Here is a 25,819-nt window from a genome sequence, read left to right as displayed (position 1 = left end):
GACAGGTGTTATGGACTTTGAAAGGAGTCAATTGTGTATTTACACAATTCAATTTCCTATACATTGTCGTCAAATATATTGGATGTCAACGAAAGTATGGCTTATATAGAAAGGGAGTACACAATTTGTTTGGACTAGGAAGCAAAGATGTCGGGATTGACCTCGGCACAGCGAATACATTAGTGTTTATTAAAGGAAAGGGAATCGTATTACGTGAACCTTCAGTTGTAGCAAAAAATACAAAAACAGGGGATATTGTTGCCGTTGGTAATGATGCGAAAAATATGATTGGTCGAACACCTGGCTCAATCGTAGCGATTCGTCCAATGAAAGATGGCGTTATTGCTGACTTCGATATTACAACAGCAATGATCGAGTATTATTTAAAAGAAGCATGTAAAAACTCTGGAGGCAACTGGAAAAAACCAAATGTTATGATTTGTGTACCTTATGGTATTACTTCAGTGGAGCAGCGTGCTGTTATTGATGCTGCACGCCAAGCAGGTGCAAAAGAGGCGTTCACAATCGAAGAGCCATTTGCAGCAGCAATCGGTTCAAATCTTCCTGTATGGGATCCTACAGGGTCAATGGTTGTTGATATCGGTGGAGGTACAACAGAAGTTGCCGTTATTTCTTTAGGTGGTATTGTAACGAGTGAATCTGTCCGTGTTGGTGGTGATGCAATGGATCAATCCATCATTTCGTATATCCGTAAAACGTATAATTTAACAATAGGTGAACGTACAGCGGAAGCCGTAAAAATGGAAATTGGTACTGCATTGGCAGAAGGACCAGAAGCACGAATGGATATTAGAGGACGTGACCTGTTAACAGGATTACCGAAAACAATCGAAATTTCTTCACAGGAAATTTCTGAATCCTTACGTGAAGCGGTTGCCTCTATTATTGACGGTGTTCGTAAAACATTAGAACAAACACCTCCAGAATTATCTGCTGATGTAATGGAGCGCGGTATTGTATTAACTGGTGGTGGGGCACTGCTAACAAACTTAGACAAAGTAATCAGCCAAGAGACAAATATGCCAGTATTCATTGCAGAAGATCCTTTAGACTGTGTAGCAATTGGTACAGGTAAGGCATTAGATCATATCGACTTAATTCGTCAACAACAAGTTAAAGGGTAAGGAGGTTTAGGCAATGCCACACTTTTTTTTCAATAAGAAAGTAATTTTGCTGCTCATAGGCATGGTTTTTCTTGTGGCATTGATTAGCTTCTCATTACGTGATCGGACGAATGCAACTTTACCAGAGCAAATTATTAAAGATACTGTCGGTTTCGCACAATCGCTCGTTGCGAAGCCGGCGAATTATATTAATGGTGTTTTTAATAGTATTGACTCCCTCTTAAACACGTACGAAGAAAATAAACGTTTGAAAGCACGCTTAGAAGATTTTGCAGTTGTACAAGCTGAGGCTACGGATTTAAAATCAGAGAATAACAAGCTTCGAGAGCTTTTGGATAAAACTGAGAGCTTAAAGGCATTTAATCCAATTCAAGCAACAGTGATTGCTAGAAATCCTGACCAGTGGGAAGAGAAAATTATTTTAGATAAAGGGTCTTCTCATGGAGTCAAAAAAAACATGGCAGTTATGACGGCGAAAGGGTTAGTGGGGAAAATTACCCTAGTTACACCTTTCACATCTGAGGTAGAGCTTTTAAATACAAATAATCCAAACTATCGTGTTTCCGCGATGGTGCTAGGAGAAAAAGAAGCATACGGTTTAATCGAGGGCTTTGATGAAGAACGTAATGAACTCATTATGAAGCGAATCGATTCTAGCATGAAGGTGAAAGAAGGCGAGCAAGTAGTTTCTTCAGGTCTTGGTGGTATTTTCCCTAAGGGAGTGCCGATAGGAGAAATTATGGAAGTTAGTACAGATGATCATGGTTTAACAAAAATGGCGTATGTCAAACCATCTGCTGATTTTTCAATTTTAGAGCATGTTGTGATTGCAAAGCGAACATCCACAAGTATTGATGGTTCAGATGGCAATGCAACGAATGAGGATTTATCGAATCCGCAAGAGGCGAGTGAAGAGGAGGCGGAGTGATGGTTCGATTTCTCATTCCCTCTGTAGCGGTTTTACTATTCCTTTTAGAACCAGAATTTGCTATGCTTTCCCCTATTGAAATTAAAGGGGAAGTCTATTTTCTGGTACCGCGTTTTTTAATCTTATACCTTATTTTTATATCCATCTATTACAGCCGTCAACGAGCGGTAATGTATGGACTTTTTTTTGGTGTCTTGTATGATGTGTTTTACATTGATATTATTGGATTATATTCAGTACTTTATCCACTTATATGTTTTTTGGCAGGGTCTATCGTGAAAGTTATACATCAGCACTTAGTTGTAACAACTACAATTTCAGTTGTACTAGTAGCGATTTTAGAATTTATTCTCTATCAATTCTTTTTCCTAATCGATTTTACAGCAATTCCTTTAGCGGATTTCTTACGTTCACGACTACTACCAACAATCATTGCGAATGCTTTATTTTTAATGATTCTTGGGTGGGCCTTCAAGTATCTAATTAATGCGCGTGTCTTACAGAGAGCACGTGAGGTTTCTTAACAAAGAACAACGTGAGGTGAGGCATTCATGAAAAAACAGTTAGTTAATATGAAGGGAACGAAGGACGGTTTTGTACTACGCCTAGACGACCAATGTGCGTATGGTGAACTAGTGGAAGAATTAAAGAATAAGGTTTTAGAGGGCGGTATCGATGGTAAAGTTGATGTACAATTATACTTAGGCTATCGATACTGTACTGAAGAACAATTAAATGAACTTATAAAAATTATAGAAGAAACGGAGCAGCTTATTGTATCAAAGGTGCAAAGTGAAGTACTGACTGTCCACGAAAGCAACCAGAAGATGTTTGAAAGCCAACAAGATACATATATAGGAGTGGTCAGATCAGGACAAATTCTGCGTTCATCTGGGGATATTACCATCATAGGAAATGTCAATCCAAACGGTCGTGTTGAGGCTGGAGGTAATGTATATGTCCTAGGTAGACTTAAAGGGATTGCACATGCTGGTATGCAAGGTAATAAAGAAGCAATCATTGCAGCATCTCGATTTGAAGCCACGCATATCATGATTGCCGATCAAGTTCAGGTAATGTCAGATGAACATGTAAAAGCGATAAATCAAGTAGAAATGACTTGTGCATTTATTGGCTACGATGGACGCATTACGTACGATCAAATTCATGCCTTAAAAAATATTCGACCATTGTTAAATGTGTCTAAGGGAGGAAGCTAGTGTGGGAGAAGCGATCGTCATAACTTCAGGTAAAGGCGGTGTCGGTAAAACAACGACAACGGCTAACCTTGGGACTGCATTGGCTCTACAAGGTAAAAAAGTATGTTTAGTGGATACAGATATTGGCCTACGTAATTTAGATGTGATTTTAGGCCTTGAAAATCGTATTATTTATGACCTAGTTGATGTGGTGGAGGGACGCTGTAAAATTCATCAAGCATTAATTAAGGATAAACGCGTAGATGAGAAACTATTTTTATTACCTGCTGCTCAAACAACAGATAAAAACGCTGTTACCCCTGAGCAAATGAAGAGCTTAGTAGAGGAATTGAAAAGAGACTATGATTATGTATTAATCGATTGCCCAGCGGGAATTGAGCAAGGCTACCGTAACGCTGTTGCTGGTGCAGATCATGCGATTGTTGTCACAACACCTGAAATTTCTGCTGTTCGTGATGCAGATCGTATTATTGGTTTACTGGAGCAGGAAGAGATCACAGCACCTAAACTCATCATTAATCGTATTCGACAACATATGATGAAGAGCGGTGACACACTGGATGTCAATGAAATTACAACTCATTTATCTATTGATTTATTAGGCATTATTATAGACAGTGAAGGCGTCATCTCATCTTCTAATAAAGGTGAACCAATTGTAATGGATCCCTCAAATAAAGCGTCATTAGGCTATCGAAATATTGCCCGTCGTATTCTTGGTGAATCAGTGCCTTTAATGGCTATTCAAGATGAGCAAAGAGGGATGTTTTCAAAACTTAAAGCCCTTTTCTCAAAATAAATTAAAACCTTTTCGTGCAATAGTACGGGAAGGTTTTTTCTTGTGCATGTTTGGACATGCAATCACATATAGTGAGGAAAAAAGGATGAGGGCTTGTTTAAAAAATGGAAATGGTTCGTCACGATACTTCTTGTGGCGGCAATCATGCTTGTTATTCGTTTAGAGGATCAGGGTGTAGTGGATACACCTGTTCGGAAGCTTGTTACTACCTCTGCTGATTTAACGTATTTAAGTGAGCTCGGACAAAGCTGGTTCGAAAAAGAAAAAGAGACCATCATGGTTTCTAGTGATGTAGGGCAAGCAGATCTTTTAACATTTGCGAATGCCCAAGTATTTAAAGAAGGCTATCTATTGCAGTATGATGTTGGCTTACCTATCTATGCTGGTCAGAATGGATTAGTCGTTTTTACTGGCCATACAAAATACACAGGTAAGACCATGACCATCAGCTATGAAGATGGTACAACCGTTTCCTATGGTATGTTAGATAGTTTAGCTCAACTACCATACACATCTATTCAAGCAAATGATTTAATTGGCATGAAAGAAGCGGGTCAACTTTATGTGTCCATCGAAAAGGGAGATGCCCATTATGATTTAGAGCAAATTGTACAATGGCTTGAAACGACGGAGACAAATGAAGATTAAATTACATCTTTTGTGTATCCCTCTCGTATTTGTCATGATTTTTAGTGGCCAGTTAGCCTATTACGCGATCATTCTATTTTCATTACTGTGGCATGAGGCTGGTCACTTAGTTGCGGCAGTAATGTGCGGAGTGAAGGTGAAATCCTGCGTAATTACACCATACGGGGGAGAAATTCAATTTGAAAATCCAGCGGTTGTGCAAGCTTCGTCACTCCTATGGATTGCATTAGGAGGGCCAATCGCTACGATTATTGGGATTGGCCTCGCTTTTTTTATGCCTGATTTACTCGCTACTAAGCTTATAAATGTACAACTCGTGTTATTGGCTGTAAATATTGTACCCATCATACCGTTAGATGGTGGAAGGATATTGTTAGCCTGCCTATTTTTAAAATATCCAAGAGCTCACCTGATAGAGCTATATTATTGGTTATCATTCATCGTAGCTACTATACTATTACTTGTCACTTTCAAGTTCTTGCCACAATCTATTTTTTTAGCCATCATAAATTTATTCATTTGGTTGCAAGTGTTGAAAGAATGGCGTTATCGAAAATATCGAGTTGCTTTTGAAAAATATGTTATGAATAGATTGACTTGAAAAAAATCGTGTGGTAATATTTTAATGTTATTGTTTGTAGCACCCGTGCTACTACAACCGCTCTGTAAAGGTTTAAGTGTCTAGTAAGATCACCTTATGAAACAGGCGAGTCTGAGTCTAAGAGGAGGTGCAGTAAAATGTACGCAATTATTGAAACTGGTGGTAAACAAGTCAAAGTAGAAGCTGGTCAAGAAATCTATGTTGAAAAATTAGGCGTAGAAGCTGATGAGGTTGTAACTTTTGATAAAGTTTTATTCGTAGGTGGCGAAAACGTTAAAGTTGGCGCTCCATTCGTAGAAGGCGCTACTGTAACAGCTAAAGTTGTTAAAGAAGGCCGTGCGAAAAAAATCGTTGTTTTCAAATTGAAAGCTAAAAAGAACTACCGTCGTAAACAAGGTCACCGTCAACCTTACACAAAATTAGTTGTTGAAGCAATCAACGCTTAATTGTGAGGTATAGAGAATGATACAAGTTACGATTCATCACGATGAAAATAGACATGTGTCAGCATTCGAATTTTCAGGACATGCTGGTTATGATGAATCTGGTAAGGATTTAGTATGTGCAGGAGCATCAACTATAGCGATTGGTACAGTTAATGCTATTTATGCATTATTACAAATTCAGCCAGAAATCGAACAAGCTGCTGAAGGTGGAGGCTATCTCAAGGTAGATTTACCATCAGACTTAGAGCCTGAAGTAGATGCAAAACTACAGTTAATTGTTCAAGTAATGACTGCCCAAGTGTATTCTATGGTGCAAAATTACGGACAATACATCCAAATCAACTACAACCAAGTAGGAGGTGGAACTCGATGAAATTATTATTAGCATTAGACCTTCAACTTTTTGCATCGAAAAAAGGGGTAGGTTCTACTAAAAACGGACGTGACTCTGAGTCTAAACGACTTGGTGCAAAACGTGCTGATGGCCAATTCGTAACTGGTGGTTCAATTCTTTACCGTCAACGCGGTACAAAAATTTACCCAGGTACAAACGTAGGTCGTGGTGGTGACGATACACTATTTGCTAAAGTTGATGGCGTTGTTAAATTCGAACGTTTAGGTCGCGATCGCAAACAAGTATCTGTTTATCCAACAACACAAGAAGCTTAATCTTTTATAAGATAACATAAAGCGGAGGACTGCATTTATTGCAGTCCTTTTTTTGGCTAAATTTCAAAAAAGCCAATTTTGGACGCAATGACACCAAGGTATAATTGATTAAAGAATTAAGGGAAAAATACAGCAAAACTTGTTATACTAGTAAGGATAACTTTATTGGAGTGAATGGGATGAACAATCAATCACTAACCATTAGTGAAGTATTACGTTTTGCAAATCATGATTATGTGAATCAACTGCAACTGATTCGCATGAATTTAGATTTAGGTAGAATCGAGGAATCGAAAAAACTTATTCAACATTATTCAGAACAATTACGAGTGTTTTCTATCCTCAATCGACTACAATTACCACAAACAATTGAATGGCTTCAAACAGCAGGATGGCGTTACCCATCATTAGCATGGAAGCTAAGCGGTGAAATAAAAAAGCCTGTGACCATTGATATTGATCAGGGAGTTGTAGATTATTTAAACAAAACAGTTATGCATGTTTATGATACATTAGATCCATTTACAGAGCAGATCCTAACGCTTGATGTACGTGTTGACGATCATACATTTGCCGTGACATTCACGCTAAATGGGTTATGGAGTGCTGATGCATTCACCGAAAAAGGTTTGAAACAATTCGACATTCAAACAATTGAGCAGACAAATACGCGCTGGCAATATGTCTTGAGTGCAAATAGGGAGTGAACTAAATGTTTGTCGATCACGTAAAGATTTATGTTAAAGGTGGCGACGGCGGAGATGGTATGGTTGCCTTTCGTCGAGAAAAATATGTACCGAACGGTGGTCCAGCTGGTGGAGATGGTGGACATGGCGGTAATGTCGTATTTGAAGTAGAGGAAGGCTTACGTACATTAATGGATTTCCGCTATAAACGTCATTTTAAAGCACCGCGTGGCGAGCATGGTATGAGTAAAGGCATGCACGGTAAAAATGCGGAAGATTTAATTGTTAAAGTACCACCAGGTACAGTGGTTATGAATGAAGAAACAAATGCCGTTATTGCTGACTTAGTCGAGCATGGGCAACGAGCAGTTATTGCAAAAGCAGGACGAGGTGGACGTGGTAATTCTCGATTTGCTACTCCTGCCAACCCAGCGCCAGAACTTTCTGAAAAAGGTGAGCCAGGACAAGAATTAAATGTTATATTAGAGTTAAAAGTTTTAGCAGATGTAGGATTAGTTGGTTTCCCAAGTGTTGGTAAATCAACACTTTTATCTGTTGTTTCCGCGGCTAAGCCAAAAATCGGTGCTTATCATTTCACGACAATTGTACCGAATTTAGGCATGATTGAAACGGATGATCATCGAAGCTTTGCAATGGCAGATTTACCAGGGCTAATTGAAGGGGCTCATGAAGGGGTAGGATTAGGCCACCAATTTTTACGACATATTGAACGTACACGCGTTATTGTCCATGTGATTGATATGTCAGGAATGGAAGGTCGCGATCCATATGAAGATTATTTAACAATTAATGAAGAGCTAAAACAATATAATCTTCGTTTAACAGAGCGTCCACAGATTATCGTAGCCAATAAAATGGATATGCCTGATGCAGAGGAAAACTTAACAGCATTCCGCCAAAAGGTAGGGGAAGACGTTCAAATTTTCCCGATTTCTGCTGTCTCACGTCAAGGGTTAAAAGAACTGTTGTTTGCTATTGCGGATCTCTTAGAAGTTACGCCTGAATTCCCACTGTATGATGAAGTTGAGGAACAATCAGACGCAACTGTCATGTACAAGCATGAGGCGAAAGGTGAAGATTTCGAAATCACTCGTGACGATGACGGTACATTTATTATTAGTGGCTATGCAATTGAGCGTTTATTTAAAATGACGGACTTTAGCCGTGAAGATGGTATACGTCGTTTTGCTCGTCAATTGCGTGCAATGGGTGTGGACGAGGCTCTGCGTGAACGTGGAGCACAGGATGGCGATACAGTACGCCTACAAGAGTTTGAATTTGAATTTGTCGATTAAGACATGAGTTTTAGGGGGAAGCGTATGAAGAATGTTGCGAATCAGCGATATTATTTAGTTCGTGAGGATGTTTTAACGGATGCAATGCAAAAAACTTTGGAGGCGAAACACTTACTGTCAAGTGGTTCAGTATCTTCCATTTGGGATGCGGTAAAGCAGGTGGATTTATCGCGAAGTGCGTTTTACAAATATCGTGATGCGGTTTTTCCTTTTCATTCAATTGTGCAGGAACGCATTTTAACAGTCTTTTTACAGCTTCAAGATAGAAAAGGAACACTTGCCAAGCTTTTAGAAACGGTGACAATTACACATTGTAATGTCTTAACGATTCATCAAACAATCCCTATTCAGGGACGTGCGAATGTTACATTGTCATTAGATGTAACAAGCATGACCTGTGATCTTGATGATCTTATCCAGCAATTAAAACGCTTAGATTTTGTGGAATCAGCGGAAGTGATTAGCTCTGGAGCATTATAAACACAGAGAGTGTTCAATCCTTTAATTTTTGACAAAATGACAAACATCGTGTTGAATAACCCCAATGGGTAAAGATACGATAACAAAGCTCAAATAAGGAGCTGTCCCAAGCGTTATTCATCACGAGGGACTGCTCCTTATTGTGCCATAAAGGAGGTAAATGCAATGACAAAGCAACAATGGGAAAATCGAATCGCCTATCTAGGACCAGAAGCATCATTTACATACTTAGCAACAAAAGCTACTTTTCCAAATGAGTGGCTTGTACCGTGTGCCACGATTCCAGAATGTATAGAGGCTGTTGCAGAGGGAAAGGTAGATTTAGCTGTCGTGCCGCTAGAAAATGCGCTAGAGGGCTCTGTATCATTAACATTAGATTACTTATTCCATGAGGCAACACTTTATGTAACTGGAGAGTTATTACTGAAAATTCAGCAGCATTTAATGGTCAATAAAGCGCAGAAGGATGATTGGCAGTCAATCGAAGGTGTTTTTTCTCATCCGCATGCACTAGCTCAATGTCATAAATATTTATTTTATCGTTTTAGTCATGTACCATTACATCAAACAACTTCAACTGCAGCAGCAGCGAAATATGTATCAGAGAATCCACAAGAGTGTATAGCGGCAGTTGGTAATGCAGCCGCAGCGGAAAAGTATGGTCTTGAAATAGTGGAGCAGAATATCCATGATTTTCATTTTAATCATACACGATTCTATGTACTATCTAAGCAAAATAAACGATTGCCACAAGAGCTATCAGATGGGCAAGCAAAAACAACATTTATGATTACCTTACCAACAGATCGTTCAGGTGCATTACATCAGGTGCTTTCTGTTTTTGCATGGCGTCAGCTAAATTTAAGTAAAATTGAATCACGTCCATTAAAAACAGGATTAGGTGATTATTTCTTTATGATTGATGTATTAGCAGATGAAAAGGAACCGATGATGCGTGGGGCAATGGAAGAATTAGCTGCGCTAGGTTGCAAAGTAAAATCTCTAGGTACCTATTTTACTTATGTAACATCAGACGAAGCATAGTAATGTGAAGGAGGAGGAAAGAAGATGGGGGGGATTATTTTATTCGATGGTGTCTGTAATTTTTGTGATAGCACTGTTCAATTTATCATCAAACATGATCAAGCGGGCTATTTTCAATTTGCATCGCTGCAAAGCGAGGTTGGTCAATCGCTCCTCACTCAATATCATATTCCAAAGAATATAGATAGTGTAATTCTTATTGAACAAGGGAAAGTGTCTGTTGAATCTACCGCTGCGTTAAACATTTGCCGTAAATTTGATGGATTGTGGCCTTGTTTCTATGCCTTCATCCTTGTACCACCATTTATTCGCAATGCATTATATCGATTATTTGCAAAGCAACGCTATCGTTTGTTTGGGAAAAAAAGTGAATGCTTATTGCCTACGCCCGAGCAACGACAAAGATTTCTATCCTGATAGGGAAATTGCCGCCTTTAAGGGAGCAATAGTTGCGGAGAGAAGAGAAATACCCGTGCTTACGACACAATACCTGCCTTAAAAACAGAAAGCACCGTTTGAAATTAATTTTCAGACGGTGCTTTTGCTATTCATTGATCTGTCACTAAGTAACCCTTTTTTTGTAAAGCTCGCTCAATTAATGTTAAAACTTCAACAGAGGGTGCTGTGATGACATGTAAATGAATGCCACCAGTGAGAGCAGATAAATAATTGGCCTGTGTTGCATTCACACGTTCGATAAATTGTTTCACTTCATGGCGGTTGGATACCATGATTGAGGCTGTCAGTTCACCATATATCGGATGTTCAACAATGACATTTTTGACGGTTCCGCCACAGTCTACAATCGTCATTAATTCATCTTCTGTCTGCTCTGATGTATGCAAGCAAGGGAATGTTCGTTCAACGGTTTGCTGTATTTGTTCTTGATGCATATAAAGATAGCCCTGGCTTGTAGCAATAATAGGCTCATTTCTTGCCTTTAATAAAGTCATATCATTGACGATTACTTGTCTAGAAACATTGGCGAACTTAGCTAAGTCTGTCCCAGTTATAGGTCCTTTATTTTTTTTTAATTGCGCTAATAGTTGCAGTCGGCGTTCTTCGCCTAACATTTTTTTCATAAGAGATCACCCCTGCTCGTAATAAAGGAATCCGTATTCCTTATGAATTAGTGTACCATGAAGCTTTTCTAACTTGCTGAAATTTTTGTATCCAAATGAAACATTGAACATATGATACGTAGAGAGGAAGGGAGGAAAAAATTGCGTATTCATATTGTTCAAAAGGGAGATACATTGTGGAAGATTGCGAAAGAGTACGGCATTTCGTTTGAAGATTTGAAGCGGCTCAATGTCCATCTTGCCAACCCAGATTATATTGTTCCAGGCATGGAAATTATATTGCCTGAAAAAATAAACAAAGAGCCGCATAGAGATTCACATAAAGAAATGCCGAAAAAGGAAACACAAGTGCATAAGGAGACACCAAAGGAAAGTCCTAAAAAAGAGGTACAGCGACCAATGCCACCACCACCGCCAATTGTACCGCCACCACCTATGCCAATGCCAGAACCACAAATGATACCGATACCAATACCGATGCCAATGCCAATGCAGATGCCACAACAGCCGATGTGGGTACCGCAGCCTGTGGAAATGAATTGGCACCAGCAATTGGTGATGCCACAAATGGAGCAAAATGTTACAATACCACCTGTACAAATACAGCCACCACCGCCGCCAGCACCTACACCGCCACCACCACCTGTAGCTAAACCGAAGCCAATGCCAATGCCACAACCAGCACCACATCCACCAATGCATATCATGCCACAAATGCCTGCCGTACCACATTGTTCAAGTTGCCATCAGCCGATCTATCATCAGATGTGGTGGCCGATGCCAATGCAGCCGCAGGTCGAGCATTATACGATGCCACAGCAGCCAATGTCCTATGACATGCCAGATCATAAAGTTGGTGGAATGGAAGACTTTTTAGAGTCCACATCACCATTCTTCCATACGCAAGATCACCAAATGAAGCCACAAATGGATATGATGCCAGATATGAATATGGGGCAATCCTGTGGTTGTGGCACACAACCAATGATGATGCCAGATATGAACATGGGGCAATCCTGTGGTTGTGGCACACAACCAATGATGATGCCTGATATGAACATGGGTCAATCTTGTGGCTGTGGCACACAACCAATGATGATGCCAAATTGGCAAATGGACCCTTGTCATTGCCCGCCACCACCATGCCCATCAGCAACAGGTCCTTGGATGTCACCGCATTATTTCCCAGGCGGGATGACGCCTTATCGATGGTGAAAAAGCATATATTGTAGAAGAAGTAAAGCCAAATATTTGGAAATATAAGTATCGATCGAAAAATTATTTTGTCAAACGTGCAAAGCAAGTGGAAATTGCAGAGAAGGTAAGAACCATTCATCGCCAATTAGGACGTATGGAACCTTCTTTGATCCTACCATTAGTTCAGAGCGATGATGAGCAGTTAATTGTGCAAATGTGGCAAGAAGGAAGCCACGGTGCTAACTTTGCGCATAAAAAAGATCGTAAGGAATCTCTTAGACTATTAATCGCTTTACATGATACACATAAAAAGATTGCTTGGCAGCGCATGCCAGGCTTGCATACCTACTCACAGCTTTTAAAATGGCAAATGCGTCATATGCGCTTTAAAAGTAGAAGAAATGAGTTTCGAACATTTTTAACGAAAGAAGAAATTGATCAAATACTGCATTATAGTGATAAGTCATTACAATTGATTGCATTGGAAGATGCACCTGAAAAAGAGATTACGCTATTGCATGGGGATGTAGTTCATCATAATTTTTTATGGTGCTCCGATGGACAATTACGTTTAATTGATTTTGATTTAGCACACCTTGGTGAAGCGGATGACGAGTATATTTTATGGTTACATCGTGTGTTACCTGCTGTAGATTATGATCTTGGAAAGATTTTTGCAGAGTTACCTGAGCTGAAACGACTGGATAAAAGAAAGCTTCATCGCTTGAAATATCCGAATGAGTTATTACGAGAATGGCTGTTTGCTATAGATTTACCACTAGAGCAACAGCTAGTATTTTTAGATTATTTAGTACCGTTTACAAAACGAGCCCTCACCTATTGGCCAAAACTGTGGTACGATATTGATAGATTTGTCAAGAAATGACCGTCAACTGGCGGTCATTTTTGTCTGCGAACGGCGTTTCGACGCTACTTTTTGTCGAGCATTCGTTCGCTATATGCTATAATCGAAGACGATGATTGTGAGGGATTATAGATGTATGATTATTTAAAAGGACAAATTACTCGTATTACACCTGAATTTATTGTGCTGGAACAACAGGGGATTGGGTGGCAACTTAATACGCCCAATCCATTTGCTTTTCGAACATCTGCCCTTGAACAACAGATATATGTTCATTTGCATGTACGAGAGGATGCACAAGTTTTATATGGCTTCCCTAATCTAGATCAGCGTGAGTTATTCCGTAAGCTTATTTTAGTTTCAGGAATAGGACCAAAGGGCGCTTTAGCGATTTTAGCTACAGGTAATCCACAACAGGTTATTAGCGCAATTGAACGAGAGGATGAAGCGTTTTTAGTGAAATTCCCTGGAGTTGGTAAGAAAACAGCACGTCAAATGATCCTCGACTTGAAGGGCAAACTTGGTTCATTATTAGATACACTGGAGTTACCTAGTGCAGAAGATGAGTTACCTTTGTTTGGTGTGAATGCATATAAACACGAATTAGAAGAGGCCTTACTTGCCTTAATGGCACTTGGCTATTCTGAAAAAGAGCTAGAAAAAATTAAACCACAGCTAGAGGATAACGATAAACTTGAAACGACAGATGCCTTTATGAAACAAGCATTGCAACTACTGCTAAAATTAAAATAAGGAAAGGAGGAAAGGTGCATGTCTGAACGTATGATGGCAAGTGAAGCAGGCAGCTATGATGAGCAGTTTGAGTTATCTTTACGTCCTCAAAAATTAGCCCAGTATATTGGGCAACATAAAGTTAAGGAAAACTTACAAATATTCATTGAAGCGGCAAAGCTTCGCCAAGAAAGTTTAGATCATGTGTTGTTATATGGACCTCCAGGACTTGGTAAAACGACCCTAGCTGCTGTCATCGCAAATGAGATGAATGTTAACGTACGCATGACAAGTGGCCCTGCGATTGAGCGTCCAGGAGATTTGGCAGCTATTCTAAGTTCACTAGAGCCTGGAGACGTTTTATTTATTGATGAAATTCATCGCCTGCCCCGTGCTATTGAAGAAGTACTATATCCAGCAATGGAAGACTTCTGCTTAGATATTGTGGTAGGAAAAGGTCCTGAAGCACGTTCTGTACGACTTGATTTACCTCCCTTTACCCTTGTAGGTGCAACAACAAGAGCGGGTGCCCTATCTGCTCCTCTAAGAGATCGCTTTGGTGTGTTGCTGCGCCTAGAATATTATGATGACCAATCACTTGCTGAAATTGTTGTGAGAAGTGCACATTTATTTGAGGTAGAAATAGAGCAAGTAGCAGCAATGGAAATGGCGAGACGCTCACGTGGAACACCTCGAATTGCCAATCGTTTATTGAAACGAGTGCGAGATTATGCACAAGTGCTTGGAGATGGTATGATTACGGAGGGTCTTGCACAGCAAGCACTAGAGCTGTTACAAGTAGATCCTAGAGGGCTTGATCATATTGACCATAAACTTGTAACCAATATGATTGAGCGATTCCGAGGAGGCCCAGTAGGCTTAGATACTCTTGCTGCATCAATTGGTGAGGAACGGGTTACGATAGAAGATGTTTACGAGCCTTATTTGATGCAAATTGGCCTTATTCAACGTACCCCGAGAGGAAGAGTAGCCACACATTTAGCCTACGAACATTTTGGATATGAGTATCCCCAACAAACATAAAGAAGGAAGTTATTTTCATGCGTGTAGAAGATTTTGATTTTGAATTACCAGAGGAGCTTATTGCCCAAACACCATTAGTCGATCGTACAGCGAGTCGATTAATGGTCGTGACACCGGGCTCAAATAAAGTGGAGCACCACCATTTTGCTCATGTATTAGACGAGCTACATGCTGGAGACTGTCTTGTACTAAATGATACAAGAGTTTTACCTGCTCGTTTAATGGGTGTAAAAGAAGAAACAGGTGCACATATAGAAGTATTGCTACTGAAGCAAATGGCTGGTACAGATGAGTGGGAAACACTTGTAAAACCAGCAAAGCGTGTAAAGGTAGGAACAGTCATCACATTTGGTGACGGTTTATTAACAGCTACATGTACAGGTGAGCTTGAACATGGCGGACGTACATTTGAATTTCAGTATGATGGTATTTTTTATGAAATTTTAGAGCAACTTGGTGAAATGCCGTTACCTCCCTATATTCGTGAAAAACTAGAGGATAAGGATCGTTATCAAACCGTTTATGCCAAAGAGCGTGGTTCTGCTGCAGCGCCTACAGCTGGGCTGCATTTTACAGAGGAGCTATTAGCTCAAGTGAAGGCTAAAGGCGTAGAGGTTGTCTTTATTACGCTACATGTAGGCCTTGGCACTTTCCGTCCCGTTAGTGTAGACTCGATTGAGAACCATGAAATGCATGCGGAATTCTATAGTGTTACAGAACAAGCAGCAGATACAATTAATCGTGTAAAGCGTAACGGTGGCAAGGTAATAGCTGTTGGGACAACCTCTACTCGTACATTAGAGACAATTGGTTCTAAATATGAGGGAGAAGTGCGAGCAGAACAAGGTTGGACGTCTATTTTCATCTATCCAGGCTACAATTTTACGGTGGTGGATGGGTTAATCACAAACTTCCATTTACCAAAATCAACACTAGTTATGCTTGTTAGTACGCTAGCCACTCGTGAGACCATTTTAAGTGCTTATCAGCAAGCTGTAGAAGAAAGATATCGCTTCTTTAGTTTTGGTGATGCAATGTTTATACGTCCCAAAAAATAATAGTGGATAAAATCGGAGTACTGTTTTTACTTCAGATAAGAAAGGATTATTTATTTTATGACACAACCAGCAATTCGATATGAACTACTTCATACATGTAAACAAACAGGAGCACGTCTTGGCATCGTTCATACACCACACGGCTCCTTTGAAACACCAGCATTTATGCCGGTGGGCACACAAGCAACGGTGAAGACCATGTCACCAGAAGAATTAAAAGAGATGAATGCCGGTATTATTCTGTCTAATACGTACCATTTATGGCTTCGTCCAGGTAATGATATTGTCAAAGAAGCAGGCGGACTTCATAAATTTATGAACTGGGATCGACCAATTTTAACGGATTCAGGTGGTTTCCAAGTATTTTCACTTAGTCAATTCCGAAAAATCGAAGAGGAAGGCGTTCATTTCCGTAATCACCTCAATGGAGATAAATTATTTTTGAGCCCAGAAAAGGCAATGGAAATTCAAAATGATTTAGGCTCTGATATTATGATGGCCTTTGACGAATGTCCACCATATCCTGCGACACATGACTATATGCTGAAATCAGTTGATCGTACAACGCGTTGGGCAAAACGCTGTAAGGAAGCACATCAGCGTCCAGAGGAGCAAGGCTTATTTGGCATTATTCAAGGTGGAGAGTACGAAGATTTACGCCGCCGCTCAGCAGAAGCGTTAGTAGAACTAGATTTCCCAGGCTATGCAATTGGTGGATTATCCGTTGGAGAACCGAAAGATGTGATGAACCGCGTTTTAGAATTTACTACGCCAATGATGCCTGAAAATAAACCTCGTTATTTAATGGGTGTTGGCTCACCAGATTCTTTAATTGATGGGGCAATTCGCGGTATTGATATGTTTGACTGTGTACTGCCAACACGTATTGCACGTAATGGAACACTGATGACATCAGAAGGACGTCTAGTAGTGAAAAATGCAAAATATGCACGTGACTTTGGGCCGATTGATCCGAACTGTGACTGCTATACATGTAAAAATTATTCTCGTGCCTATGTTCGTCACCTTATTCGCACGGAAGAAACGTTTGGTATTCGTTTAACATCCTATCATAATCTACACTTCCTATTAAAATTGATGGAGCAAGTGCGTGAGGCAATTCGTCAAGATCGTCTTGGTGATTTCCGTGAAGAGTTCTTTGAAAAATACGGCTTTAATGGGCCAGATGCAAAAAACTTTTAAACTAGACAAATAGGATCATTACATGCGCTAAATTAAAAAAGGACATTAGGCATTCCCTAATGTCCATCATCAATAGCAATAGTTTTGCAAATCATTCAAAACTTTGTAAAAAGTGAATATTTCTAGCAAAATATTGTCAATCATAGAAAAAATATTAGTAATTGAGAAAATTTTTGGGCTTGTCCATCGCTTTTTAATGGTGGAATAGTCTATACTAAAAAAGTGAGATTTGGAAAGGGGGCAAGATGCTATTATGGATCAATTATTAGGATTAGCACCAATATTATTAATGTTCGTTGCAATGTGGTTTATCTTAATCCGTCCAGCTAAAAAAAGACAGCAGGAAACACAAAATATGCAAAGTAGTTTGCAACGTGGAGATAAAGTCATTACAATTGGTGGTTTACACGGTGTTATTGATGCAATTGAAGACACAGCAGTGACATTAAAAATTGCTGACAATGTACGAGTGAAATTTGACCGTCAAGCAATTGGACGAATTGTCAATGACAATCAGTAACAAAGAAGAAAAGGCTTACAATAGGCGATATTGTAAGTCTTTTTTATACAATATTGGATGGCTGTGTTTAGATGTTTTTTGCAGTTGCAGTTTTTAATTTATGAATGAATGCCTCACCAGTATCATTGCCATTAATCGTTATTCTGCTTAATGTAAATAGGGAATCGCCTTTTTTCACATGTTTATTTTGTATGACAAAGGCCATTTTAAAGCCAGCTTCCTTGGCTAATTTGATGGTGGAGGGTGAATAAATCCCATAAGGATAGCTTATTGCTATTGGTTCATATTCTAACTTTTCTTTGATTATTTTTCTTGAATGAATAAAGTCATTTCTTACCCTTTCTTCATATTCAACCTGACTCTCTAGTTGCCCATTCACAATACCAGGACCAAATACTGCGCCATTTAGTTTACCATTTTTTGAAGGTAATTTATAATGTAAGTCCCAAGTATGACTCTGGATTGTAATATAATCCTTCATTTCCTTTAATTGATCCCAATTCATCTTTGCAGTTTCATTTGGATAGTGATTGTTTCCATTCATCTCTAGGATTCGGCTTGCAATCACAAAGATTTCTGCATGCATATCATATTTTTTCAATATCGGGTAAGCTTTTTCATAATTACTAAAATACCCATCGTCAAAAGTAATTAACACTGGCTTTTGAGGTAACGGTGCTTGGTCGTTTAAGTAATCATATAATTGCTGAGCAGAAATGGCCTGATAGCCTTCCATTTTAAGTAATTTCATTTGATTTTCGAAGTTTTTGGGTGAAATAACTGTAGTGTTGTTTATATTGTCCTCTAAATGATGGTACATAAGAATAGGTATTTCCTGTTCTTGATACCCGTAAATAGGATAAGGTCTAATAAGAAAAAGGATATAAACAAAAACGAAAACAATTATTTTTTTTATCATGTCCTCACCTTGTTTGCATGTTTATTGTGATAAGCATCTAAGTTCTATGTTAGTGTGTACGAACAAGTAGGGACTATTCCTTGAAAACTGTATAAAAAACAATAAGTAAGGTCACCTTGATAGTATGGGGGTGTTTATATGGAAGAATATTACCATATTATTTTTAGAACTTGCTTTTTGTATGTGTTTATCATCATCGTTTTCCGTTTAATGGGTAAACGAGAAGTAGGTGAATTATCAGTCATCGATTTGGTCGTATTTGTATTAATTGCAGAAGTAGCAGCCTTTGCGCTAGACGATTATAAAAATCCTCTCTTTAATGCGATACTACCTATCATTATTTTGCTCTTTATTCAAATATTAAGTGCCTTTTTGTCATTAAAGTTCAAAAAAATACGTGACCTAGTGGATGGTGACCCTGCTTTATTAGTAAAAGACGGTGTTATTTTAGAGAGCGAGATGAGAAAACACCGCTATAATTTAGATGATTTATGTCAGCAATTACGAGAAAACGGAATTGCATCTGTGACAGATGTAGCGTTTGCGTATTTAGAGCCTTCAGGCAATCTTTCTGTCTATAAAAAAGATGAAAAAGCCTTTGTGTATCCATTGATTATCGACGGTGATATCCAAGAAAGACATTTATTTACTATGCATAAAGATGTGGACTGGCTAATGGGTGAGCTAGCAAAAAATAATATTACTGACAGTGAAACGGTATTTTTTTGTATTTGGGAAGACAATAAGCTGCATATCCAATTAAAGGAATCCTAGACTTTCTTCGCTAATTTTTTAATGTAACGGAAATCGGTAATACGCAACTGATTGGTAAATAATAAAAAGGTAAATAGCAAAAATAATGTCACACCACTACTTAAAATAAATGGTAGGGATAGTATTGGAATAAGGAAATACTGGGCGACGCAAACAGCAATAAAACAACTATAAGGCACAACAAACATTCTGAAGCCAGCGCGCAGGTTTTTACGTTGTCTAACTGTTGCAATATGCAAGAACGACGTTAGTAAAACCCCAAAGCCAATAGCTACAACGGCTCCTTTTTCCTGGATACCTGGTTGAGAGGCAAGTACAAACATCACGAAAAGTTTACCTAGCCCACCATAGATGGAGTTCATCATGGCAGCTCTTGCCTCACCAATTGCCTGTAAGATGGAGTGTAGAGGACTTTGAATATAATAAAAATAAAAAATAGGTGCTAAAATTTTAACGTACCCACGATTTTCTTCTAAATGGAAAAGCTTCATAGCTAATTCATCTCCATGAACAAAGAAATACGTAGCAGCAAAGCACCCCACTAGCGAAGACAATCTTAGGGACACCGAAATTCGTTCCTGTAATAGCGGGGTGTGCTGACGAGCGACGGCATCACTAACAGCTGGAATGAGCACAATCGATAAGGCTGTTGATACAAACGCTGGAAATAACAGTAATGGCACCAAAACACCGGAGATGACACCATATAAAATAGTGGCAGCAGAAGCGGTTAAACCGGCCACAGTCAAAGCTTTTAAAAAGATAATCGGCTCTAAAAACCAAGTGAAAGAACCAAAAAGCTTACTGCCTGCAGAGGGAAGGGCAATACGCAACATTGGTGATGCAGGATACCCTTCAATTTTAGTTTTTCGTGTCAGTAATTTCTTTTTGGAAACGATATAGTGTAGCCATAAATACAAGAATGCTACAACTTCGGCTAGCAGTGTAATGCCCATTGCCGCCGCAGCCGTGACAGCAGCATTATTGTAATTAGCCACATAGGGTAGCATCAAAGTAATGAAGCTAATACGTACAATTTGTTCGATCATTTGTGCCCATGCTGTCGGTGTTATCTTAGCAACACCTTGTAAATAGGCACGTAATAAGCCAGATCCAACTGATACTGGTACAGCAAAGAGTGCAATCCATAATGTAAATGTTGTCTGTTCATTATGTAATAGAGTTGTTGAAATATATGGTATTGTTAGTGCAACGAGTGGCATAAAAATGATCATGCCAATGAATGACCAAAGAATGGCTGTACGCATGACACCAAAGATGTTCTCACGTTTATTTTTTGCTAGTAGTTCAGCCACTATTTTAGCCACAGCGATAGGTAGTCCTAGTTGAATGAGTGAGATGAAGAAAATAAACGCTGGATAGACGGTCATATAAATACCGACAGCCTCTTCACCAGCAATCCGCATAAATTGCATTCTATAAAAGAAGCCAAAAAGTTTAGATAAAAAAATCACAAACATTAAAAATAATGTACCTCGTACAAAAGAACTCATGCCATCCGTCCCTTCTCAAGCCGCAAAAATTCATTTACACTATTTGTATGCAAGCATGTCTTACGTTACGACTTTGATTGGAGATGATTCAAAATGAGTATGCAATATGAGCAACTATTTGAACAGATTCGTCCGGCAATTGATAGTAAGATAGCAGAGTTCCAGCATTATCAATATAATGCTATTACAGCCGAAGAACTATGGCGCTACTGTATTGAAAAAAAATGGCGTAAAAAGAAAATTGAGCAACTACGTTTACATGAAGTCATTTCTACCATTTTTTCAGTATCACCATCTGATATCGTCTCATTTAATCAAGTAGAGTTTTTACAAAGTAATAATTGGTTTGAAGAAGTCAATACAGACGAGTTACAATTACTGCTTGGTCCAGTCAGAACGTAATCAATGATGTGTCAAATCTTACAAGATTTCAAAGAATCCTATACGTGTTGAATTGACACAAAGCGCAACCTGTTTCATAATAAGTGTGTTGCGCTTTTTTTATTTTGAATAAGTTCTTACTTACATAAGTCACTTATGATTTTATTGACATTTGGAAGACTAGTATCTAATAATACTAAGATAAACTTGCGCGTTATGAACGATTGAATTAAGTAAAGCAACCTTTTTGAAGCACAGGTAACACGATTCTAGATGAAAAGGAGGATTAAACGTTTCAAAAGGTATTGCTAGTTACTTGTTTGGCGTGTAAGGACAGCCCTTACACCAATTCGAGGAGGATTTATTAATGAAACTAAAAAGTCGTATAGTTGCATTCCTACTGATTATCGTGCTATTGGCAGCAGGTATTAGTACGACTGTAAACGGCGTCTTAAAGGACATCAAGCTTGGTCTTGACTTACAGGGCGGGTTTGAAGTGCTTTACGAGGTAAAAAAATTAAAAGAAGGACAAAAAATTACACCAGAAATTGTCACTGCAACATCCACTGCACTTGGTGAACGTGTAAATACGATGGGGGTTAGTGAACCGAGTATTCAGGTTGAGGACAAAAATCGTATTCGCGTGCAATTAGCTGGTGTTGAGGATCAGGAATCGGCACGAAAGTTACTGTCTACTTCTGCGAATTTAACATTCCGTGATGTTGATGATAATTTATTATTAGATGGAGACGATTTGAAAGCAAACGGTGCTAAAGGCTCTTTTGACCAACAAAATCGTCCGATTGTATCCTTAACTTTAAAAGATGCCAAAAAATTTGCTGATATAACAAGTAAAATAGCAGCAAAACCCGCAGGTCAAAATTTATTGGTTGTATGGTTAGACTTTGAAGAGGGAGTCGATTCCTATAAAGCGGAATCACAAAAGGCAAAGCCTCGCTATGCATCGGCAGCAACTGTTAGTCAAACATTAAATACAACAGATGTTATGATTAGCGGTAACTTCTCTGTTGAAGAAACAAAAAATTTAGCAGATATTTTAAATGCAGGGGCATTGCCTGTAAAACTAGATGAAATTTATTCAACTTCTGTTGGTGCTCAATTTGGTGATGCAGCACTGAAAAGTACGATTTTTGCTGGTATTGTCGGCGTAGTAGTTATTTTCTTATTTATGCTATTCTACTATCGTTTACCAGGCTTTATTTCCATTATTACATTGGCTGTGTTCACCTTCCTAGTATTAGTGGTCTTTGACTGGATTAATGCGGTATTAACGCTCCCAGGTATTGCAGCCATTGTTCTGGGTATAGGAATGGCAGTAGATGCCAATATTTTAGCGGCTGAACGTATTCGTGAAGAGCTGCGAGTAGGCTATTCCGTTAAACAAGCCTTCCAAATTGGGTCTAAACAATCTTTATCAGCCATTATTGATGCGCAGTTGACAACTTTATTAGCTGCAGCAGTATTGTTCCAATGGGGAACAAGCTCTGTTAAAGGATTTGCTACAACATTAATTATTAGTATTTTATTGAGCTTTTTAACAGCAGTTTGGGGCTCACGTGTCCTATTAGGACTACTTGTTAACAGTGGCTATTTCAACAGTCCAGCATGGTTTGGTATTGCAAAATCCAAACAGCATAGTCTAGATGAAAATATTGGTACATTAGATTTATCAACGAAATTCGATCGATTTGACTTTGTTCATAACCGTAAGAAATTCTATACATTCTCATTAGCCATTTTAGTGGCTGGTTTAGTGGTTCTTGGCATTTTCCGCCTCAACCTAGGTATTGATTTCTCAAGCGGTACTCGTGTCCAAATTGAATCTGATCAAACATTAACAAAAGAAGAAGTATCCAAATATCTAGATAGTATTGATTTTTCATCAGAGGATATCATACTCTCTGGTGATAAAAGTAATACAGCAGTCATTCGCTATAAAGATGACCTTACACAAGCAGAAATTATAGAATTTAAAAAAGAAGCTGGCGAAAAATATGGTCATGAACCAGCGGTAAGTACCGTATCGCCTACAGTTGGTAAGGAGCTTGTAAAAAATGCGATTAAGGCTTTATCTCTTGCAGCAATAGGGATCATCATTTATGTGGCAATTCGTTTTGAATGGCGCATGGGAATTGGTGCAATTGTTTCATTATTACATGATGTATTCTTAATCGTTGCGGTCTTTAGCTTCATGCGTTTAGAAGTAGATATTACGTTCATTGCAGCTGTATTAACAATTGTTGGGTATTCCATCAATGATACGATCGTTACCTTTGACCGTATGCGGGAAAACTTAAATCGCTATGATACCATTAATGACCGTGAAGTATTGGCGAATATCGTGAATAAATCGCTACGTCAAACAATGGGTCGTTCGGTTAATACAGTATTAACTGTAATTATCGTTGTTGTAGCCCTATTAATTTTTGGTGCACCATCTATTCAAAACTTCTCTATCGCTTTATTGATTGGTTTGATTACAGGTATGTATTCTTCAATCTGTATCGCAGCTCAAATCTGGTATTCATTAAAAATTCGTGAAATGAAAAAAACAGATGGAAAGCTACACAAAAAAGAGAAAAAACAATGGGGTACAGACGAACCTACTGTATAAGATAGTGAGCAGGGAATGGAAAACGAATGGTTTTCTATTCTCTGCTTTTTTCATGCAAAAAAATGCTGCCTTTTAAAAAAGCAGCAGATTTTTCATATAGTATTTACAGTTTAAATTGCTGGATTAAGCCTTGTAGCTGTTGCGCATTTTCACTTAATTCTTCTGCGACAGTATTTACCTGCTGCATGGTCGCAACTTGTTCGTCAACAGATTCTGCAATCATATGAGAATTCGTTGCTGATTCGTTAGAAACATTGGCAATTTCCGTAACAGAAGCTGCAACCTGCTCTGCACTAGCAGAGATTTCTTCAGATGTGGCAGAAATTTCTTCAATTTGCTCTGTGAATGCAGCAACAGCAGAGGTGATGGAATAGAAAGCATCTCCAGCCTCATGAATTTTGGCTACGCCGTCCTTTACAGAAGCTAAACCATTGTCTACTGATGCTGCTACATTTTGCGTATCTGTTAGAATTTCTTTTGTAATAGCAACGATTTGATTGGCAGATTGATTCGATTCCTCAGCAAGTTTTCGTACCTCATCCGCTACGACTGCAAAGCCTTTCCCGTGTTCTCCTGCTCTTGCTGCTTCAATGGCAGCATTTAGTGCCAGTAAATTTGTTTGTGCTGAGATAGCTGTAATCACTGTTGTAATTTGTCCAATTTCTTCTGATTGCTTACTTAGTTTTTGCGTTAATGTTGCAATATCAGAAGTTGCTAGTGCGATCATATTCATCTGTTCTTTTGCTGTTGCAATCGTTGTACCACCTGTATGGGCAAGCTGAGTCAGATTTTCTGCATTATGATGAAGACTTTGAGTCGCCTCCGCAATGCGTTGGACCCCTGATGCAGTTTCATCCATTGCCACAGCACTTTGCTGAGAGGCACTAGCAGAAGAAGTGATATGTGTTACATTATTTTGAATTCGTTGAGCAATATTATCAGAAGTTGCGGTTACTTCTTCAGTACTAGCAGAAAGCTCTTCTGAAACGGCCGATAAATGGGATGCACTATCTTGTATGTTAGTCATTAAACCAGCTAGATTTTGTTTTAATGTATTGACTGCATTTGCAAGTATACCGATCTCATCTTTTGATTGATGGTCAAGCTCAGCAATTGTTAAATCACCTTGTGCTAATGTATCTGCTGCTCCAATAACCTTGCGTAGGGGCAGGATAATGGAGGCTTTAACCATATGCATAAAATATAAACCAATAATAATACTTGCAAGGAGAAGGCTAATAGCAATGATAATAGCGCGTGAAACGGTTTGATTAACAGATTGGTCAACATTTTGAAGCTGTTCATCGTGATAAGCTAATAATTCAGTTGTTAACTTAAAAATGTCCTTATTGTATTTTGTAACATCATTATTGATGATAGAGAGTGCTAGATCGGTGTTGCCACTATTAAACGCTTGTAAAGCTTTCTGTGAATTTGATAGTAACTCTTTTTGCAATTCCGTGATTTGCTGCATAATATTTTTTGTATAATCTGATCGAACAATAGTAGAAAGTTCATGAACTGTTTCAGGTAACAACTTTTCATAGCGCTCTAAATTGGCCTTAGCTGTTTCGTCCTTCTTATTTAAAATATAGGAGCGTAAAAATAAACCTTGAGACGCAAGTTGTTGTTGGATTTTATCTGTTAATTGGATTTGCACCATCCGATGCTTCAATACTTCTTCTAAATCATTCTGTGTTGTTTTAAATTGAATAAATGATACGATGCTTGAGATAAAAAGTAAACATGTTAAGGAAATGAATCCTATATTTAATTTTTTGCGAACGGACATAAACTTCCTACTTTCTTTTATTATATGGAAAAAATTGATGTTCTGAAATTACTATAACTTGATATATTTACATGGTCAATAGTCAAGGAATTTTCAATCGTAGGAAATCTTATTCTCCAAT

Annotated in this window: 29 protein-coding genes and 1 other annotated feature; of the genes, 25 read left to right on the top strand and 4 right to left on the bottom strand. The window is 38.6% G+C overall.

Annotated elements, in window-relative coordinates; all coding sequences use genetic code 11:
• The first annotated feature begins 125 nt into the window (after window positions 1-125).
• The 15 genes from PSR12_RS16450 to PSR12_RS16380 all read left to right on the top strand — a co-directional run bounded on the left by PSR12_RS16450 (window position 126) and on the right by PSR12_RS16380 (window position 10,399).
• Window positions 126-1,145 (top strand): rod shape-determining protein, encoded by a 1,020-nt coding sequence (locus PSR12_RS16450; RefSeq protein WP_004226654.1) that lies wholly within the window; start codon window positions 126-128, stop codon window positions 1,143-1,145.
• Window positions 1,146-1,158: 13 nt separating this feature from the next.
• Window positions 1,159-2,073: a rod shape-determining protein MreC gene (mreC, locus tag PSR12_RS16445; RefSeq protein WP_004226655.1), complete on the top strand. Its 915-nt coding sequence runs from the start codon at window positions 1,159-1,161 to the stop codon at window positions 2,071-2,073.
• Window positions 2,073-2,597 carry a rod shape-determining protein MreD gene (gene mreD / locus PSR12_RS16440; RefSeq protein WP_004226656.1) on the top strand — a complete coding sequence of 175 codons (525 nt, stop codon included), beginning with the start codon at window positions 2,073-2,075 and terminating at the stop codon, window positions 2,595-2,597. The genes mreC and mreD overlap by 1 nt, the downstream gene beginning before the upstream one ends.
• Window positions 2,598-2,624: 27 nt before the next feature.
• Window positions 2,625-3,293 (top strand): septum site-determining protein MinC, encoded by a 669-nt coding sequence (minC, locus tag PSR12_RS16435; protein ID WP_004226657.1) that lies wholly within the window; start codon window positions 2,625-2,627, stop codon window positions 3,291-3,293.
• A 1-nt stretch (window position 3,294) separates the two neighbouring features.
• The gene (gene minD / locus PSR12_RS16430) at window positions 3,295-4,092 is read left to right on the top strand and encodes a septum site-determining protein MinD (RefSeq protein ID WP_004226660.1); all 798 of its coding nucleotides are present in this window, start codon (window positions 3,295-3,297) and stop codon (window positions 4,090-4,092) included.
• Between the two features lie 93 nt (window positions 4,093-4,185).
• Complete coding sequence (locus PSR12_RS16425) at window positions 4,186-4,740, top strand: peptidoglycan DD-metalloendopeptidase family protein (protein ID WP_016991889.1); 555 nt, start codon at window positions 4,186-4,188, stop codon at window positions 4,738-4,740.
• Window positions 4,730-5,341: a zinc metalloprotease gene (locus tag PSR12_RS16420; RefSeq protein WP_274769778.1), complete on the top strand. Its 612-nt coding sequence runs from the start codon at window positions 4,730-4,732 to the stop codon at window positions 5,339-5,341. The genes PSR12_RS16425 and PSR12_RS16420 overlap by 11 nt, the downstream gene beginning before the upstream one ends.
• 45 nt (window positions 5,342-5,386) lie before the next feature.
• Window positions 5,387-5,464 (top strand) — a sequence feature (ribosomal protein L21 leader region).
• Between the two features lie 14 nt (window positions 5,465-5,478).
• On the top strand, window positions 5,479-5,787 hold the full coding sequence (gene rplU, locus PSR12_RS16415; RefSeq protein ID WP_004226667.1) for a 50S ribosomal protein L21: 309 nt from the start codon (window positions 5,479-5,481) through the stop codon (window positions 5,785-5,787).
• A gap of 16 nt (window positions 5,788-5,803) precedes the next feature.
• Window positions 5,804-6,160, top strand: coding sequence for a ribosomal-processing cysteine protease Prp (locus tag PSR12_RS16410; protein ID WP_004226670.1), 357 nt, complete (start codon window positions 5,804-5,806; stop codon window positions 6,158-6,160).
• Window positions 6,157-6,456, top strand: a complete 300-nt coding sequence (gene rpmA / locus PSR12_RS16405) for a 50S ribosomal protein L27 (RefSeq protein WP_016991892.1) — start codon at window positions 6,157-6,159, stop codon at window positions 6,454-6,456. The genes PSR12_RS16410 and rpmA overlap by 4 nt, the downstream gene beginning before the upstream one ends.
• Window positions 6,457-6,635: 179 nt before the next feature.
• Entirely contained in the window at window positions 6,636-7,163 is a 528-nt protein-coding gene (locus PSR12_RS16400; RefSeq protein WP_257520264.1) for a Spo0B domain-containing protein, read from the top strand.
• A 5-nt stretch (window positions 7,164-7,168) separates the two neighbouring features.
• On the top strand, window positions 7,169-8,458 hold the full coding sequence (gene obgE / locus PSR12_RS16395) for a GTPase ObgE (protein ID WP_036162247.1): 1,290 nt from the start codon (window positions 7,169-7,171) through the stop codon (window positions 8,456-8,458).
• Window positions 8,459-8,482: 24 nt separating this feature from the next.
• The gene (locus PSR12_RS16390) at window positions 8,483-8,938 is read left to right on the top strand and encodes an ACT domain-containing protein (RefSeq protein WP_004226679.1); all 456 of its coding nucleotides are present in this window, start codon (window positions 8,483-8,485) and stop codon (window positions 8,936-8,938) included.
• A 165-nt stretch (window positions 8,939-9,103) separates the two neighbouring features.
• Entirely contained in the window at window positions 9,104-9,982 is an 879-nt protein-coding gene (gene pheA / locus PSR12_RS16385; RefSeq protein WP_004226680.1) for a prephenate dehydratase, read from the top strand.
• Window positions 9,983-10,006: 24 nt separating this feature from the next.
• Window positions 10,007-10,399, top strand: coding sequence for a thiol-disulfide oxidoreductase DCC family protein (locus PSR12_RS16380; RefSeq protein ID WP_221679903.1), 393 nt, complete (start codon window positions 10,007-10,009; stop codon window positions 10,397-10,399).
• Between the two features lie 131 nt (window positions 10,400-10,530).
• Here PSR12_RS16380 and PSR12_RS16375 read toward each other — a convergent pair whose 3' ends face one another.
• Window positions 10,531-11,064 carry a transcription repressor NadR gene (locus PSR12_RS16375; RefSeq protein ID WP_257520262.1) on the bottom strand — a complete coding sequence of 178 codons (534 nt, stop codon included), beginning with the start codon at window positions 11,062-11,064 and terminating at the stop codon, window positions 10,531-10,533.
• Window positions 11,065-11,205: 141 nt separating this feature from the next.
• Here PSR12_RS16375 and PSR12_RS16370 point away from each other — a divergent pair, with 141 nt between their 5' ends.
• The 7 genes from PSR12_RS16370 (at window position 11,206) to yajC (ending at window position 17,683) form a co-directional block, all read left to right on the top strand.
• On the top strand, window positions 11,206-12,279 hold the full coding sequence (locus PSR12_RS16370; protein ID WP_274769771.1) for a LysM peptidoglycan-binding domain-containing protein: 1,074 nt from the start codon (window positions 11,206-11,208) through the stop codon (window positions 12,277-12,279).
• Window positions 12,269-13,147 carry a phosphotransferase gene (locus tag PSR12_RS16365; protein WP_313150612.1) on the top strand — a complete coding sequence of 293 codons (879 nt, stop codon included), beginning with the start codon at window positions 12,269-12,271 and terminating at the stop codon, window positions 13,145-13,147. The genes PSR12_RS16370 and PSR12_RS16365 overlap by 11 nt, the downstream gene beginning before the upstream one ends.
• Window positions 13,148-13,258: 111 nt before the next feature.
• Window positions 13,259-13,879, top strand: a complete 621-nt coding sequence (ruvA, locus tag PSR12_RS16360; protein WP_004226690.1) for a Holliday junction branch migration protein RuvA — start codon at window positions 13,259-13,261, stop codon at window positions 13,877-13,879.
• A gap of 18 nt (window positions 13,880-13,897) precedes the next feature.
• Window positions 13,898-14,902, top strand: a complete 1,005-nt coding sequence (gene ruvB, locus PSR12_RS16355; protein WP_221679907.1) for a Holliday junction branch migration DNA helicase RuvB — start codon at window positions 13,898-13,900, stop codon at window positions 14,900-14,902.
• A 17-nt stretch (window positions 14,903-14,919) separates the two neighbouring features.
• On the top strand, window positions 14,920-15,960 hold the full coding sequence (gene queA, locus PSR12_RS16350) for a tRNA preQ1(34) S-adenosylmethionine ribosyltransferase-isomerase QueA (protein ID WP_221679909.1): 1,041 nt from the start codon (window positions 14,920-14,922) through the stop codon (window positions 15,958-15,960).
• Window positions 15,961-16,017: 57 nt separating this feature from the next.
• Entirely contained in the window at window positions 16,018-17,163 is a 1,146-nt protein-coding gene (gene tgt / locus PSR12_RS16345; protein WP_016991901.1) for a tRNA guanosine(34) transglycosylase Tgt, read from the top strand.
• A gap of 253 nt (window positions 17,164-17,416) precedes the next feature.
• Window positions 17,417-17,683: a preprotein translocase subunit YajC gene (gene yajC, locus PSR12_RS16340; RefSeq protein WP_004226696.1), complete on the top strand. Its 267-nt coding sequence runs from the start codon at window positions 17,417-17,419 to the stop codon at window positions 17,681-17,683.
• A 67-nt stretch (window positions 17,684-17,750) separates the two neighbouring features.
• Here yajC and PSR12_RS16335 read toward each other — a convergent pair whose 3' ends face one another.
• The gene (locus PSR12_RS16335; protein ID WP_221679911.1) at window positions 17,751-18,602 is read right to left on the bottom strand and encodes a polysaccharide deacetylase family protein; all 852 of its coding nucleotides are present in this window, start codon (window positions 18,600-18,602) and stop codon (window positions 17,751-17,753) included.
• A 138-nt stretch (window positions 18,603-18,740) separates the two neighbouring features.
• Between PSR12_RS16335 and PSR12_RS16330 the strand changes: the two genes are divergently transcribed.
• Window positions 18,741-19,376, top strand: a complete 636-nt coding sequence (locus PSR12_RS16330) for a DUF421 domain-containing protein (RefSeq protein WP_066036504.1) — start codon at window positions 18,741-18,743, stop codon at window positions 19,374-19,376.
• On the opposite strand, the gene PSR12_RS16325 is transcribed toward PSR12_RS16330, so the two are convergent.
• On the bottom strand, window positions 19,373-20,890 hold the full coding sequence (locus PSR12_RS16325) for a putative polysaccharide biosynthesis protein (RefSeq protein ID WP_048395180.1): 1,518 nt from the start codon (window positions 20,888-20,890) through the stop codon (window positions 19,373-19,375). The two genes, PSR12_RS16330 and PSR12_RS16325, sit on opposite strands and share 4 nt — an antisense overlap.
• A gap of 93 nt (window positions 20,891-20,983) precedes the next feature.
• On the opposite strand from PSR12_RS16325, the gene PSR12_RS16320 reads away from it, so the two are divergent.
• Together PSR12_RS16320 and secDF are read left to right on the top strand one after the other, a co-directional pair.
• On the top strand, window positions 20,984-21,292 hold the full coding sequence (locus tag PSR12_RS16320; protein WP_221679915.1) for a post-transcriptional regulator: 309 nt from the start codon (window positions 20,984-20,986) through the stop codon (window positions 21,290-21,292).
• Window positions 21,293-21,638: 346 nt separating this feature from the next.
• Window positions 21,639-23,906: a protein translocase subunit SecDF gene (gene secDF, locus PSR12_RS16315; protein ID WP_274769761.1), complete on the top strand. Its 2,268-nt coding sequence runs from the start codon at window positions 21,639-21,641 to the stop codon at window positions 23,904-23,906.
• A gap of 103 nt (window positions 23,907-24,009) precedes the next feature.
• Here the strand turns inward: secDF and PSR12_RS16310 are convergent, their stop codons facing one another.
• Window positions 24,010-25,698, bottom strand: a complete 1,689-nt coding sequence (locus PSR12_RS16310) for a methyl-accepting chemotaxis protein (RefSeq protein WP_257520257.1) — start codon at window positions 25,696-25,698, stop codon at window positions 24,010-24,012.
• Window positions 25,699-25,819: the final 121 nt, after the last annotated feature.

The sequence above is a fragment of the Lysinibacillus sp. G01H genome (genome assembly GCF_028872195.1).
Classification (GTDB): domain Bacteria; phylum Bacillota; class Bacilli; order Bacillales_A; family Planococcaceae; genus Lysinibacillus; species Lysinibacillus capsici.
This window is presented reverse-complemented; position numbering and strand designations above follow the sequence as displayed.